This window comes from Streptomyces sp. NPDC001222, from assembly GCF_042896945.1.
Taxonomy (GTDB): Bacteria; Actinomycetota; Actinomycetes; order Streptomycetales; family Streptomycetaceae; genus Streptomyces; species Streptomyces gibsoniae.
In genome coordinates this window covers 123526-137096 of the sequence record NZ_JBIAXT010000009.1, presented here as the reverse complement: position 1 = coordinate 137096, position 13571 = coordinate 123526, and the positions used below count along the sequence as shown (strand labels likewise).

Below are 13571 nucleotides of genomic sequence, written 5' to 3'. Positions count from 1 at the left end.
CGGCGGGGCGCCCCCGGCCCTCAAAGACGCAGGGATCGCCCCCCGGGTTGCCCGGGAGCGGGGTGGGAGATGATGGAGGGACCCCTCGCTGATTTCTCCCGGAAAGGCCCCTCATGGCACCGCGCATCCTGCTGGCCCGGCACGGACAGACGGCTTGGTCGCTGTCCGGCAAGCACACCGGGAGGACGGATGTGCCGCTCCTTGAGGAGGGCCGGCGGGGCGCCAAGCTCCTGGGTGAGCGGCTGCACCGGGCGCCCTTCGAGGGGCTGCGGGAGGTCGAGGTGCGCACGAGTCCGCTGGTACGCGCGCGTGAGACGTGCGAGCTGGCCGGGTTCGGCGAGCGGGCGAGCGCCTGGGACACGCTGATGGAATGGGACTACGGGGCGTACGAGGGGATGACGCCGGCCGAGATACAGGCGATCCGGCCGGGCTGGCTGATCTGGCGCGACGGCGTCCCCGAGGGGGAGAGCCTCGCCGAGGTCGCAGCGCGCGCGGACGAGGTCGTCGCCTGGGCCCGCGCGGCGGACCGTGACGTCCTGGTCTTCGCCCACGGTCACATCCTGCGGTCCATCGGGGCACGCTGGCTGGGCCTGCCGCTGGACTTCGCCGCGCGGATCAGGCTCAGCCCCACGTCCCTGTCGGTGCTGGGGTGGGCGTACGGGGAGCCGGCGATCGAGTCCTGGAACGACTGCGGCCACCTGACGGTGTAGAACCGCCGGGCGGCCGCGGCCACCGTGTTCCTCAGGCCATGCGCGGCAGGCTCGCGTGCCGGTCGAGGAACGCCGACACCCCCGATGCACGCCGGTGCGGCAGCAGCACGCGCGCGGTGCCCGCCAGCATGGTCAGGATCCTGGACGACTGGACCTGGTCCAGGAGGTCCAGGACGCGCTGACCCGCCTGGGCCGCCTCGTCGGGGCGCCCGCCGCGGGCCAGGTCGTCGGCCAGTTCCGCGGTGTACAGGGCGATGTTCCGGGAGAAGTGCGGGTCCTGCAGATGCGCGGCGCGCCGGGCGTGCCGGGCCGCGCGTGGCCAGTCGCCCAGCGCCGACCAGCACTGCGCCTCCAGGCCCTCCAGCTCGGCCTCTCCGTAGAAGGTCATCCACTCGGGGTCGGCGTCCGACGTTCCCCGCTCGAACAGGGCCTGCGCCCGGGCCAGCGCCTGCTCGCAGCCCGCCCGATCCGTGAGCCCCGCCCAGCCGCCCGCCTCCCGCAGCGCCAGCAGCGACATCAGGCGGTGCGAGCCGAGGGGCCGGGCGGCTCGTTGGGCGGCCTGCGCCGTCCGTACGGCCTCCCGTGGCCGGCCGGCGTCACGGGCGAGGAAGGCCGTGTTGCAGAAGGCGTGCGCCTCCAGGGCCGGGTCCCCGGACATCCGGGCGGTGGCCAACGCCTCGGCGTAGTGCGAGCGGGCGTCGTCGAAACGCCCCGAGTCGTGTGCCAGCCAGCCCACCGAGATGGCCAGTTCACCCGCCCCCGCGTACAGCCGTTCCGCGACCGCCTGCCGGGTCGTGCCCGCGTCGAGCAGCGCGTAGGCGGCCCGCAGGGGAGCCGCCGCGCGTCGGTAGAGGCCGTCCGCGCCGTGCCGGTCGTCGAGCAGTCTGATCTTGCGTACGGCCTCTTCGAGGGCGTTCGCCTCGGACGTGCCCGCACGGTGGACGGGGCGTTCGGCGGCCGTCACGGTGCCGCCGCCGGTGAGTCCGAGCGGGCTCATGGAGGCGACCGCCACGGTGGCGGTGCCCCCGGTCATGAATGCGCGACGCTGCACGTCGCTCTCCTCGTGGTTCTCTTCGTCGTCCGGGCGTGTGCCGTACGACTCGTACGTTGCGTGGATGGCTCGGGTGTCCCGCATGTCATACGTCTCACACACCCTCGGGGTCTCACCGGGAGCATGCGGGACGTCGCCGCGGCACACGGGGGGCGCCTGCTCGTCGGTGTGCGCCCCCCTTCCGCGCACGGAAGAGCGAGGGGCGAATCCCAGGTCCGCGAGTGTGTGACCGGGGAACATATGGAGGAACACGCGTTCGTAGGCGTAGTTGGGGCAGCGGATCTCACCCGCCTCCACCCGGCCGATGTAACGAGCGTCACAGCTGACGCGCTCGCCGATCTCGCGTGCGGCGCGCCGCACCGCCGCGGCGAACTCGCTCGGCGAGCGCTGTCCGCGCAGTTGCCGGAAGGCGAGGTTCGGCCGCGGTGGCCTGGGGGACTGGGACGTACTCATGGCCGGGCCCTCTCTTGCGAACCGTCGAACCATGCCGGATTCAGGATGGCTTGTCCGTGTGGTGCCAGTTGGCTCCCTGTGTCCGGCGGTGCAAGAAAGTACCTGCCTCGCGGGTGCCGTCATGCACGGTTTGGCTACAAACCGGATATCTCATGCGCGATCTGCCATGAACTGCCATCCTTGACGGCGGTGTTGTGCCGTTGCCGTTGACGTTCCACCGCGTTGAACGCTGTGGACCGGGAGCCGCCCGAACTCCCGACCCAACTCATCGTCGAGGAGGGGTTCCGTTGGAGGCCGGGATGCAGACCAGGCAGAGCACCGAGTTCGGTACGCAGTCGTCGACCGCGCGCCCTGCGCCGGAGCGTGGCGCACCGCCGCACCCGGCTCCCGACCTCGTGACCGTCCCGGCCCGGCAGGGCCTCGAAGCGGTCGACATCCTCCGCCGCGGCGCGGGTGACTGCGTCGGCCCCGTCCTGCACGACGGCGGCTGCGACACCCTCGGCTTCCTGGTCCCGCCGGGCACAGCCGACGCATGGGACGTCCCGGGCAGCACCTGCATCCAGACGGACGGGAAGGGCCTGAGTCTCGTCGCGGAGCGGCCCCAGACCGAGGGCGCCGGCTGGCTGCTCCCGCCCGGCGACGCGGAACTGGCCACGGACCCGGCGGTGCTGCGCGAGGCGCTCGGCGAGGCGGCGCGGCTGATCGAGGCCGCGGACAACTGTCGGTAAGCGCGTGCGGACAGCGCGGAATCCCCCCGCGGGCCCCGTCGGCCCCGAGCGGCCGACCCCCCGGATGCCCCTGATAATGGCGGGATGGGGAGGTCACGGGACGCGCGGCGCGGGCAGGCCGCCGAAGCCGTCGTCGAGGCGGTCGACGGCGGGCTCGCCCAGCTCGTACCCGACCGGGACCGGGCGCGTGCCTGGACCCTGCTCATCGACGGCGCCCCGCAGTCGCACGTCGATCTCGAGGACCCGGCCCATCTCGCCTTCGAGTACCAGCGCCGCCTCGGCCATGTCATCGACCTGGTCGCCCCGCCCGGCCGTCCCGTGCAGGCCGTGCACCTCGGCGGCGGCGCGTTCACCCTGGCCCGCTACACCGCCGCCACCCGCCCCCGCTCCACCCAGCAGGTCGTCGAGTGTGACGCGGCCCTCGTCCAACTCGTACGACGCGCGCTGCCGTTGGACCCGAACGCCCGCATCCGGGTGCGTTCCACGGACGCCCGTGAAGGGCTCGCGAAGATACCGGACGGCTGGGCGGACCTGGTCATCGTGGATGTGTTCAGCGGGGCGCGCACCCCGGCACACCTGACCTCGGTCGAGTTCCTCACCGAGGTCCGCAGGGCGCTGAAGGACGGCGGCGTGTACGCGGCCAACCTCGCCGACGGGCCGCCGCTGGCCCATCTGCGCGGCCAGATCTCGACCGCGGCGGCCGTCTTCCCCGAACTGGCGCTGGTCGCCGACCCGGCCGTGCTGCGCGGCAAGCGCTTCGGCAACGCCGTCCTGGTGGCCTCGACCCATCCGCTGCCGGTCGCCGAACTGACCCGGCGCGCCGCCTCGGACCCGCATCCCGCGCGCGTGGAGCACGGCAGGGCACTGGCCGACTTCACCGGCGGCGCGGCGACGGTCACGGACGCGGCCGCGGTGGCGTCACCGGCGCCGCCGCCCTCGGTGTTCCGCTGAACACCGGTCGGCCGACCGCCCGTTCCCGCTCAGTAGTTCCCGATCTCCACATGCGGCGGCCCGTCGTGCCAGGTACAGAACACCGACACCCGGTTCGCACCCGAGGTGAACTCCACCCGGATCCATGACTCCGTCTTCCACACCTGCATCGACCAGCCCGCCCCGGGCGTGGCCGACACCAGCGTCGCGGAGACGTCACCGAGGTCGAAGACCACGCGTCCGCCGTCGGTGTCGTAGCTCTTGACCTGGCCCGGGGAGGAGACGGACGGCGAGGACGACGGCGTGGCCGCGGTCGGTGTGCGATGGGTGCCGGCCGTCCTGGAGGGGGTCGGCCTCGGGCTCGGCGTCGGCTGCCCCTGGGGGCTCCGCGACGCCTCCGGCCGCTCCGTCGACGACGTCAGCGGCGCCGCGGCTCCCTGCGCCGTGGCGCCTCCCGCCGTGATGGGCAGGGCGCGCGGCGGGTCGTATGCGGTGCCCGCCATCACCGTGTGGACACCCCACCACGACAGCGTGACCGCCGCGCCTGTGGCGAGCGACCAGGCCAGTACGTGTACGAGTCCTCTGAGCATCCGGGCCATAGTGCCTCACGCGCCCCATGCGTGTCTCACGGGTCGCACACAGTTCCGTTCGTCCCGTTGGTGCACCGGAGTTGTCCACAGGCCCCGGCCGGGCTCCCCCGTATGGCGTACGGTGCGGCCCATGGCAAGTGTGCTCGTGGTGGAGGACGACCAGTTCGTGCGCTCCGCGCTCATCAGGCACCTGACCGAGGCCGGGCACACGGTGCGCAGCGTCGGCACGGCGCTGGAGGCGCTGCGCGAGGTCGCCCATCTCCCCTTCGACGTCGTGATCCTCGACCTCGGACTGCCCGACCTGGACGGGTCCGAGGCGCTGAAGATGCTGCGCGGCATCACCGACGTACCGGTCATCATCGCCACCGCGCGGGACGACGAGACGGAGATCGTCCGCCTGCTCAACGCGGGCGCGGACGACTATCTGACCAAGCCGTTCTCGGTCGAGCACCTGTCGGCACGGATCGCGGCGGTGCTGCGCCGCTCCCGAGCGGTCGCGGCGGAGGCCGCCCCGCGGCCGGTCCTCCGGGTCGGCGGCCTCGCCATCGACCCCCTGCGACGCCACGTCGAACTCGACGGCGTCCGGCTCGATCTGACCCGCCGTGAGTTCGACCTGCTCGCCTTTCTCGCGGGCCGGCCCGGTGTGGTGGTCCCGCGCCGGGAGTTGCTCGCCGAGGTGTGGCAGCAGTCGTACGGGGACGACCAGACCATCGACGTCCATCTCTCCTGGCTCCGGCGGAAGCTGGGGGAGACCGCGGCCAGGCCCCGCTATCTGCACACCCTCCGGGGCGTCGGCGTGAAGCTGGAACCGCCGAGGACGGAGCACGGGCCATGAGGTGGGCACTGGTCAAGGTCTGCGTGGCGGTGACCACGATGGTGGTGATCGCCTTCGCGGTCCCGCTCGGGCTGGTCATCAAGGAGATGGCCCGCGACCGGGCCTTCTCGAACGCGGAGCGGAAGGCCGCCGCGATCGCGCCCGCGCTCTCCATCACCACCGACCGGGACCAGTTGGAGCGGGTCGTGGCCTCGGCGGGCTCCGACGACGGGATCGCGGTGCACATACCGGCGGGCGACGGAACGAAGGCGATCGACATCGGCCGCCGGCGCGCCACCGACAAGGACATCGCGGCCACCCGCCGGCTGGGCCGCGCCTCCACCAGCGAGGTCCCGGGCGGCTCCACGCTGCTCCAGCCCACCGCGATCAGCTCCGGTGCGATCGCCGTGGTCGAGGTGTACGTGCCCGACTCCGAGGTCACCAACGGACTCGGCACGGCCTGGGCGGTGCTCGCCGGGGTCGGCATCGCCCTGATCATCGGCTCGGTGGCGGTCGCCGACCGGCTCGGGGTGCGGATGGTGCAGCCCGCGCAGCGTCTGGTGGAGGGCGCGCACGAACTGGGGGAGGGGAAGCTCGGGGCGCGGGTCCCGGAGGAGGGGCCGACCGAACTGCGCCTGGCGGCGGTCGCGTTCAACTCGATGGCCGACCAGGTCGTACAGCTGCTGGCGAACGAAAGGGAGCTGGCGGCGGACCTGTCCCACCGGCTTCGCACCCCGCTGACCGTGCTGCGGCTGAACGCGGCCTCGCTCGGCGAAGGGCCGGCCGCCGAACAGACGCGCACGGCCGTGGCGCAGCTGGAACGCGAGGTGGACACGATCATCCGCACGGCCCGGGAGGCCAAGCCGCAGACCGCGACGGCGGGCCCGGGCGCCGGGTGCGACGCGGCCGAAGTGGTCCGTGAGCGGATGGAGTTCTGGTCGGCGCTCGCCGAGGACGAGGGCCGCAAGTGGCGGGTGGCCGGGGCCGACCGCCCGGTGCGGATACCCGTGGCCCGAGCCGATCTCGCGGCCGCGCTCGACGCGCTGCTCGGAAACGTCTTCCGGCACACCGCGGAGGGCACGGCGTTCGCGGTCGACGTGCACAACGGCGAGGACGCGGTGATCGTGCTGGTCTCGGACGCCGGTCCGGGCATCGCCGACCCGCAGGCGGCGATGGCCCGCGGCCGTGGTTCGGGCAGTGACGGTTCGACGGGTCTCGGGCTGGACATCGTGCGCCGGCTCGCGGAGGCGACGGGCGGGGACGTGCGGATCGGCTCGTCGGTGCTGGGCGGCACGGAGGTGCGCATCTGGTTCCAGCTGGACGGGCGGGCCCCGGTGCGGCGCGGGCACCGGGGGTCGGTGCGGCGCCGCCGCCCCGGCAGATTGGTCTCGACCTTTAACCGTCCCCGATCCCTTCCTTAAGCGCACCCTAAGATCCACAACCGGCGTCCGGATCAGGCTGTTTGACCGATTCCGGCTCGCTAGCGTGCTGCCGCACCCTCCCCCCGTGAGCAGTGAAGGCAGGCACGCGATGAGCAGTACGCACCGGCGCACGATCAGCGTCCGGAACAAGGTGATCGGTGGTCTCGTCGCCGCCTCCGTCGTCGGTGGCGGGGCGATCCTGATCACCGGCACGGCGCAGGCCGCCGCGGTCGGCGCCGTGTACACCAGGACCAGCGAGTGGTCTACGGGATACACCGCCCAGTACGTCGTCACGAACGCCAGCGGCAAGGCCAAGGACGACTGGACGCTGCAGTTCGACCTGCCCTCCGGCGCCAAGCTCAGCTCCCTGTGGGACGGCACGTCGACGGTGAGCGGACAGCATGTCACCGTACGACCGCCGTCCTGGGACAAGGACGGACTGACCGCGGGCGAGTCGGTGACCGTGGGCTTCGTGGTGACCGGGTCGGGCGATCCGACCGGCTGTCTCATAGACGGAGCGAAGTGCTCGGCGGACGGCGGCGCGACGCCCGAACCGAGCGGCCGCCCCACCCGGCCCACGACCCCGGCGCCGACCCGGACGGCGACCACAAGGCCGGCCCCCACCGCCTCGGCCACCCGGACGCCCAGCGCCCCGGCCGCCCCGGCCCCCACCCAGACCTCGGACTCCGGCACGACCACCGGCGCGGGCTTCGCCCCGTACGTCGACACCTCCCTCTTCCCGGCCTTCGACATGCTCGCCTCCGCGAACGCGACGGGGGTCAAGAACTACAACCTGGCCTTCGTCACCGACGGCGGCGGCTGCACGCCCAAGTGGGGCGGCGTCACGGCCATCGGCAGCGACGCGGTGGCCGCACAGATCGGCGACCTGCGCGCCAAGGGCGGCGACGTACGGGTCTCCTTCGGCGGTGCCTCCGGTTCGGAGCTGGCGACCACATGCTCCTCCGCGGACGCGCTCGCGGCGGCGTACGGGAAGGCCGTGGACTCCTACAAGCTCACCAAGGTCGACTTCGACGTCGAGGGCGGCGCGCTGCCGAACACGGCCGCGAACACGCGCCGCGCACAGGCCATCGCGAAGCTTCAGCAGCAGCACCCGGGCCTGGACGTCTCGTTCACCCTCCCGGTCATGCCCGAGGGCCTCACCCAGGACGGTGTGAACCTCCTGGCCGACGCCAAGGCGAACGGTGTGAGGATCTCCGCTGTCAACATCATGGCGATGGACTACGGCCCCGCGTACAGCGGCGACATGGGCACCTACGCCGTGCAGGCCGCCACCGCCACCCAGGCGCAGATCAAGAGCGTGCTCGCCCTCTCCGACAGCACCGCCTGGAAGACGGTCGCGGTCACTCCGATGATCGGCGTCAACGACGTCTCGTCCGAGGTCTTCAAGGTCGACGACGCCACTCAGCTGGTCGACTTCGCCAAGTCCAAGGGCCTCGGCGGGCTGTCGATGTGGTCGGCCGCCCGAGACAAGGCGTGCGCCGGCGGCCCCAAGCCCACCGCGGACGCGACCTGCAGCTCGATCGCCCAGGAGCAGTTCGCCTTCGCCAAGGCGTTCGCCGCCTTCAAGTAGCCCCGGCCGACCCGGGGCGCGACACCCCCCCGTGCCGCGCCCCGGACGGTCAGGCGGTCGCCGGCGGCAACGCGCCCGTCCGGGCCGCCCGGCCGTACCAGTGCGCGCTCGACTTCGGGGTGCGGGCCAGCGTCGCGTAGTCCACGTACACCGCCCCGAACCGCTTCTCGTAGCCGTAGGCCCACTCGAAGTTGTCCATCAGGGACCACAGGTAGTAGCCGCGCACCTCGGCGCCGTCGTCGAGGGCGCGGCGGACCGCCGACAGATGCCCGTGCAGATACGCGATCCGCTCCGGGTCGTGCACGCGGCCGTCCGGGTCCGGCTTGTCGTCGTACGCCGCGCCGTTCTCCGTGACGTACAGCGGCAGCCCCGGCGCCTCCCGCGAGTACCGCATGAGCAGGTCGTACAGTCCGCTCGGATCGATGGACCAGCCCATCTCCGTGCGCTCGCCGGGCATTTGATGGAACGCCACGTCGTCCGCGCCCGGCCAGGGCGAGTACGGGCTCGCGCCATGACCGTCCGCCCTCGGCCCGCTCGCCCTCGCCTCGCCGGCCGCGGACACGAGCGCCGGGGTGTAGTAGTTCAGGCCGAGCGCGTCCAGCGGCTGGTTGATGATCGCCAGGTCACCGTCCCGCACCTGCGACCAGTCCGTGACGGAGGCCGTCGCGTCGAGCAGCGTCTCCGGGTACGCCCCGTGCAGCATCGGGCCGTGAAAGACCCCGTTGGCCAGGTCGTCGATCTTCCGGCCCGCAGCCAGGTCCGCAGGGTCCTGAGACACCGTGCGCACCACCGAGGAGTTCAGGCTCACCGCGACCGAGTTGCGGGCCGGCATCACGGACCGCAGCGCGGAGGTGCCGAGGCCATGGGCCAGGTTCAGATGGTGGGCGGCGCGCAGCGAAGCCGCCGCGTCCGTACGGCCCGGGGCGTGCACCCCGGAGCCGTATCCCAGGAAGGCGCTGCACCACGGCTCGTTCAGGGTGATCCACTGCTCGACGCGGTCGCCCAGCGCCGCGCCCACGATCCGCGCGTACTCGGCGAACCGGAACGCCACGTCCCGCTCCGGCCAGCCGCCCGCGTCCTCCAGCTCCTGCGGCAGGTCCCAGTGGTAGAGGGTGATCGCGGGCCGGATGCCATGGGCGAGCAACTCGTCGACCAGACGGCGGTAGAAGTCCAGGCCCCGCTGGACCGCGGGGCCCCGGCCGGTCGGCTGCACCCGTGACCAGGAGATCGAGAAGCGGTACGCCGACAGGCCCAGCTCGGCCATCAGCGCGACGTCCTCGCGATAGCGGTGGTAGTGGTCGACAGCGATGTCACCGGTCTCGCCGCCGGCCGTCCGGCCCGGCGTATGGCTGAAGGTGTCCCAGATGGAGGGGGTACGGCCGTCCTCCCGCACCGCCCCCTCGATCTGGTACGCGGAGGTCGCCGCGCCCCAGAGGAAGGCAGGGGGGAAGGTCACGGGCGTTGCGGACTCAGGCATGGAAGCGCTCCCATTTTTGGTCGAGGAGACCGACGGTGGTGCGGGACCCGACGGGCCCGGGGGTCCGGGGGATCCGCGGTGGTGGGGAGGAGAAGGGGGGAGAGGGAAGGGGGCCGGGGCGGCGGTGACCCGGCCCCCGGACGTCAGGGGCGGCGAGGGAGGTCCCCCGCGCGAGCCGGTCGGGCGTGGGCGCCGGTCAGCCCTTGATCGCGCCCTGCATGATCCCGCCCACGATCTGCTTCCCGAACAGCAGGAAGGCGATCAGCAGCGGCAGCGTGCCGAGCAGGGCGCCGGCCATGATGACCGCCTGGTCGGGGACATACCCGGTGCCCAGCGAGTTGAGCGCGACCTGCACGGTGGGGTTCTGCTGGTTGAGCGCGATGATCGGCCACAGGAAGTCGTTCCAGGCGAACACGAAGGTCAGCAGGCCGAGCACGGCCATCGCGGGCCGTGCCGCGGGGAAGACCACATGCCACACCACCCGGAGACTGCTCGCGCCGTCCACCCGCGCCGCCTCGATCAGCTCGGTGGGCAGCGCCTGCACCAGGTACTGCCGCATGAAGAACGTCCCGAAGGCGGTCACCAGTGTCGGCAGGACGACGGTCTGGAGCTGGTTGGACCAGCCGAGGTCGGCCATCCACAGATACAGCGGTACGACGGCCAGCTGCGGCGGGATCATCATCGTGCCGATGGTCAGCAGCAACAGCACACCGGAGAACCGGAACCGCAGCTTGGCGAAGGCGAACCCGGCGAGCGTGGAGAACAGGACCGTGCTGACGGTGATGGTGGCCGCGACGAGCGTCGAGTTGAACATCGCGGTGCCGAGCCCGGCCTGGTCCCAGGCCGCCTGGAGGTTCTTGAACAGGTTCCCGCCGAACCACACCGGCGGCGGCGTCTCGGCGAGCCGGCGGTCGGTGCGGGAGGCCGCGATCGCCGTCCACACCAGCGGCGCCAGCGAGACGAGCGCGAAGACGGTCAGGACGGCGTAGGTGACCGGGCCCGCGTCCAGCTGCCTGCCCGCGCCCATCACCCGGGGCCGCCGCCGCTCGCCCCGGGACGTCCCCTTCCCGGGCGTCAATGGCAGCGTCAGATCACTTGTGGTCATTGGGACTTCCTCAGCCTTCGCGAGAGCAGCATGTTGACCACGGCCACCACCAGCAGAATCAGGAACATCGACCAGGCGATCGCGGAGGCCTTGCCGAGGTTGCCGATGATCCAGCCCTGGTCGTACATGTACAGGCCGAGCGTCTGGTACTGGTGCTCGGAGCCGCCCTTGGAGCCGCTGACCCCGCCGAACAGCAGGGGCTCACCGAAGAGCTGCGTCGCGCCGATCGTGGAGACGATCACCGTGAACAGGATCGTCGGCCGCAGCATCGGCACCGTCACATGGCGGAACTGCTGCCAGCGCCCCGCGCCGTCCAGGGCCGCCGACTCGTACAGATCGCTGGGGATCGCCTGCATCGCCGCCAGGTAGATCAGCGCGTTGTAGCCGGTCCACCGCCAGATCACGATCGAGGACACCGCGAACTGCGAACCCCAGTCGGACTCCCGCCAGTTGACCGGGCCGACGCCGACGAAGTGCAGCAGCCAGTTGACCATGCCGCCGTCCCAGGAGTACAGCAGCGTGAAGACCAGCGTCGCCGCGGCCACCGAGGTGGCGTACGGGGTGAGCATCACGACCCGCCAGACGGTCGAGCCGCGCAGCCGGTAGTTGAGCAGATGCGCGAGCCACAGCGCCGCGAGGAGCTGCGGCACCGTGGAGATCACACCGATGGTGAAGGTGTTCTCCAGCGCGTTCCAGAAGAACTCCGAGGAGAACAGGTTCTTGTAGTTGTCCAGCCCCGCCCAGGTCTGCTGGTCCAGCGCGGACAGCTGCACGCTGTGCAGCGAGTACCAGGCCGTGTAGAGCAGCGGGACCAGCGAGAAGGCCCCGAAGACGACGAAGAACGGGGCGATGAACACATACGGCGACGCCTTCATGTCCCAGCGGTACAGCCGGCTGCGCCAGGAGCCGCTGCCCGCCGGCGGCGTACCGCGACCGTGAGCGCCCCGGGCCGCGCCCGGCTGGCTGCCGGGCGCGGCCTCGGCGCTCGACGCGGGGTGCGCGAGAGCCTCTTGGGAGCGGGTCACTGGCCGAGCACGTCCTTGATCTCCTTGGTGGCCGCGTCCCAGCCCTGGGCCGGGGTCCTGCCCTTCTGCTCGACCTGGAGGATGCCGACGTCGGTGATCGCGCTGTCGATCGGCTTGTCCTTGGGACCGAGGGGCTGCGAGGGGATGGTCTTGGCCGAGTCGGAGAAGATCTGTGTGAGCGGCGCGTTCGAGAAGTAGGCGGTGGTGTCGGCCTGCGGCGTGAGGTTCGCGTACGCCGACGGGGTCGACGGGAAGCTGGCCTGCTTGGCGAAGACCTTCGCCTGCTGCTCGGGCGCGGTCAGCCACTTCGCCAGGGCGATGGCCTCCTTCTGGTGCTTGCTCGCCGTCGGCACGCCGAGGAAGGAGCCGCCCCAGTTCGACGCCGTCGGGGCCGCCGCCACGTCCCATTTGCCCTTGCCGGCGTCACCGGACTTCTGCTCGATGTAGCCGATCATCCACGCCGGGCAGGCCACCGTGGCGAAGGTGCCGTTGGCGAAGCCCTGGTCCCAGGTCGGGTCGAACTGCTTCAGCTTCGCCGACATGTTGCTCGTCGCCGCGGTCATGGCGACGTCCCAGGCCTTCTTCACGCCCTCGGACTTGTCCCAGACGACGTTGCCGTCCTTGTCGTAGTTGCGCTCGCTCGCGCCGCCCAGCACCGCGTTGTAGACCGAGGCGGCCGAGTCCACGAACTTGGTGCCCTTCGGCGCCTTCTTCATGTACTGCTTGCCGAGGTCGACGTACTTGGCCCAGTCGCCCTTCCACAGGGCGGCGAGCTTGGTGCGGTCCGTCTCCAGACCGGCCTTCTGGAACAGGTCCTTGCGGTAGCAGATCGCCATCGGGCCGATGTCCGTACCGAGCCCGATCGTCCTGCCGTCCTTGGTGGTGGCCTGGGCCAGCTTCCAGTCCAGCCACTGGGACTTGTCGACCTCCTTGCCGAGGTCGACGAACTTGGCGGCCTGCGTCTCGACCGCCTCGGTGATGTTGCCGACCTCGATGGCCTGGACGTCGTCCGTACCGGAACCGGCCTGGAGACGGGTGAGGACCTTCGGCCAGTAGACGTCGGTGCGGGTGGTGACGTTCTCCTTGATGGAGATGTCCGGGTGCAGCTTCATGTACTCGTCGTAGAGACCGGCCTGCTTGTAGCCGAAGACGCCGAACGTGCCGATCGTCAGGGTGGTCTTGCCCTTGCCGCCGCCACCGCCGCTCGCGTCCGGCGAGCCGCCGTCCGAGTCGTTGGCGCAGCCGGCCAGCAGACCCGTGGCCAGCGCGGCGACGGCCGCGAAGGCCACCAGCCTGTGGGACCGGCGGGTACTCGTGCGCATTGCGTCCTCCTGTTGCCTGACGTGCCGACCCCCCGGCCAACTGCATTGGTTGGACCCGTTCGTACGCGCTGCGGCTCGGGCGGGGAACGTGCGGGACGTGTATGGGTCAGGTACTGTGGGAGCGCTCCCACATGTGATGAGTTGAAGAGTCGTGGGTCGGGGCGGGGGTGTCAAGGGAGCTGACGAGCAGAACTGCGTTCAGTTATCGGGCTGTTAGCCGGAACCGGGGCGGTGCCATCGGCTGGTGCTGTGGCCGGGAAGGTTTGCCGGAAAGCTCGCGGCGTCCGGTGCGGGGTGCCCCCACGCCTTTCAGGCAGTGGGGGAGCCTCGCAAGGCGGAGCATCGCCCGTGTAC

At 71.6% G+C, this 13571-nt stretch carries 12 protein-coding genes; 6 read left to right on the top strand and 6 right to left on the bottom strand.

Annotated elements, in window-relative coordinates:
• Positions 1-113: 113 nt before the first annotated feature.
• The gene (locus ACFY2Z_RS15315; protein ID WP_390744655.1) at positions 114-710 is read left to right on the top strand and encodes a histidine phosphatase family protein; all 597 of its coding nucleotides are present in this window, start codon (positions 114-116) and stop codon (positions 708-710) included.
• A gap of 31 nt (positions 711-741) precedes the next feature.
• Here ACFY2Z_RS15315 and ACFY2Z_RS15310 read toward each other — a convergent pair whose 3' ends face one another.
• Positions 742-2214: a hypothetical protein gene (locus tag ACFY2Z_RS15310; protein ID WP_390744654.1), complete on the bottom strand. Its 1473-nt coding sequence runs from the start codon at positions 2212-2214 to the stop codon at positions 742-744.
• A gap of 299 nt (positions 2215-2513) precedes the next feature.
• Between ACFY2Z_RS15310 and ACFY2Z_RS15305 the strand changes: the two genes are divergently transcribed.
• Both ACFY2Z_RS15305 and ACFY2Z_RS15300 read left to right on the top strand, forming a co-directional pair.
• Positions 2514-2942: a hypothetical protein gene (locus tag ACFY2Z_RS15305; protein ID WP_390744653.1), complete on the top strand. Its 429-nt coding sequence runs from the start codon at positions 2514-2516 to the stop codon at positions 2940-2942.
• 84 nt (positions 2943-3026) lie between these two features.
• Positions 3027-3893 carry a spermidine synthase gene (locus ACFY2Z_RS15300; RefSeq protein ID WP_390744652.1) on the top strand — a complete coding sequence of 289 codons (867 nt, stop codon included), beginning with the start codon at positions 3027-3029 and terminating at the stop codon, positions 3891-3893.
• A 29-nt stretch (positions 3894-3922) separates the two neighbouring features.
• On the opposite strand, the gene ACFY2Z_RS15295 is transcribed toward ACFY2Z_RS15300, so the two are convergent.
• Positions 3923-4462, bottom strand: coding sequence for a hypothetical protein (locus ACFY2Z_RS15295; protein WP_390744651.1), 540 nt, complete (start codon positions 4460-4462; stop codon positions 3923-3925).
• Positions 4463-4592: 130 nt separating this feature from the next.
• On the opposite strand from ACFY2Z_RS15295, the gene ACFY2Z_RS15290 reads away from it, so the two are divergent.
• From ACFY2Z_RS15290 to ACFY2Z_RS15280, 3 genes are all read left to right on the top strand, one after another.
• The gene (locus ACFY2Z_RS15290) at positions 4593-5297 is read left to right on the top strand and encodes a response regulator transcription factor (protein WP_390744650.1); all 705 of its coding nucleotides are present in this window, start codon (positions 4593-4595) and stop codon (positions 5295-5297) included.
• Complete coding sequence (locus ACFY2Z_RS15285) at positions 5294-6697, top strand: sensor histidine kinase (protein WP_390744649.1); 1404 nt, start codon at positions 5294-5296, stop codon at positions 6695-6697. Before ACFY2Z_RS15290 ends, ACFY2Z_RS15285 begins: the two co-directional genes overlap by 4 nt.
• A 109-nt stretch (positions 6698-6806) precedes the next feature.
• Positions 6807-8288 (top strand): cellulose binding domain-containing protein, encoded by a 1482-nt coding sequence (locus tag ACFY2Z_RS15280; protein ID WP_390744648.1) that lies wholly within the window; start codon positions 6807-6809, stop codon positions 8286-8288.
• A gap of 49 nt (positions 8289-8337) precedes the next feature.
• On the opposite strand, the gene ACFY2Z_RS15275 is transcribed toward ACFY2Z_RS15280, so the two are convergent.
• The 4 genes from ACFY2Z_RS15275 to ACFY2Z_RS15260 all read right to left on the bottom strand — a co-directional run bounded on the left by ACFY2Z_RS15275 (position 8338) and on the right by ACFY2Z_RS15260 (position 13217).
• On the bottom strand, positions 8338-9765 hold the full coding sequence (locus ACFY2Z_RS15275; RefSeq protein WP_390744647.1) for a GH1 family beta-glucosidase: 1428 nt from the start codon (positions 9763-9765) through the stop codon (positions 8338-8340).
• A gap of 196 nt (positions 9766-9961) precedes the next feature.
• Complete coding sequence (locus tag ACFY2Z_RS15270) at positions 9962-10870, bottom strand: carbohydrate ABC transporter permease (protein ID WP_390744646.1); 909 nt, start codon at positions 10868-10870, stop codon at positions 9962-9964.
• Positions 10867-11895 carry a carbohydrate ABC transporter permease gene (locus ACFY2Z_RS15265; protein ID WP_390744645.1) on the bottom strand — a complete coding sequence of 343 codons (1029 nt, stop codon included), beginning with the start codon at positions 11893-11895 and terminating at the stop codon, positions 10867-10869. The genes ACFY2Z_RS15270 and ACFY2Z_RS15265 overlap by 4 nt, the downstream gene beginning before the upstream one ends.
• On the bottom strand, positions 11892-13217 hold the full coding sequence (locus ACFY2Z_RS15260; RefSeq protein WP_390744644.1) for an ABC transporter substrate-binding protein: 1326 nt from the start codon (positions 13215-13217) through the stop codon (positions 11892-11894). Before ACFY2Z_RS15260 ends, ACFY2Z_RS15265 begins: the two co-directional genes overlap by 4 nt.
• Between the last annotated feature and the right edge of the window lie 354 nt (positions 13218-13571).

Excerpts from the sequence above, each read along its gene's own strand:
- ACFY2Z_RS15315 (WP_390744655.1), top strand. The coding sequence starts at position 114 with ATGGCACCGCGCATCCTGCTGGCCCGGCACGGACAGACGGCTTGGTCG.
- ACFY2Z_RS15310 (WP_390744654.1), bottom strand. The coding sequence starts at position 2,214 with ATGAGTACGTCCCAGTCCCCCAGGCCACCGCGGCCGAACCTCGCCTTC.
- ACFY2Z_RS15305 (WP_390744653.1), top strand. The coding sequence starts at position 2,514 with ATGCAGACCAGGCAGAGCACCGAGTTCGGTACGCAGTCGTCGACCGCG.
- ACFY2Z_RS15300 (WP_390744652.1), top strand. The coding sequence starts at position 3,027 with ATGGGGAGGTCACGGGACGCGCGGCGCGGGCAGGCCGCCGAAGCCGTC.
- ACFY2Z_RS15295 (WP_390744651.1), bottom strand. The coding sequence starts at position 4,462 with ATGCTCAGAGGACTCGTACACGTACTGGCCTGGTCGCTCGCCACAGGC.
- ACFY2Z_RS15290 (WP_390744650.1), top strand. The coding sequence starts at position 4,593 with ATGGCAAGTGTGCTCGTGGTGGAGGACGACCAGTTCGTGCGCTCCGCG.
- ACFY2Z_RS15285 (WP_390744649.1), top strand. The coding sequence starts at position 5,294 with ATGAGGTGGGCACTGGTCAAGGTCTGCGTGGCGGTGACCACGATGGTG.
- ACFY2Z_RS15280 (WP_390744648.1), top strand. The coding sequence starts at position 6,807 with ATGAGCAGTACGCACCGGCGCACGATCAGCGTCCGGAACAAGGTGATC.
- ACFY2Z_RS15275 (WP_390744647.1), bottom strand. The coding sequence starts at position 9,765 with ATGCCTGAGTCCGCAACGCCCGTGACCTTCCCCCCTGCCTTCCTCTGG.
- ACFY2Z_RS15270 (WP_390744646.1), bottom strand. The coding sequence starts at position 10,870 with ATGACCACAAGTGATCTGACGCTGCCATTGACGCCCGGGAAGGGGACG.
- ACFY2Z_RS15260 (WP_390744644.1), bottom strand. The coding sequence starts at position 13,217 with ATGCGCACGAGTACCCGCCGGTCCCACAGGCTGGTGGCCTTCGCGGCC.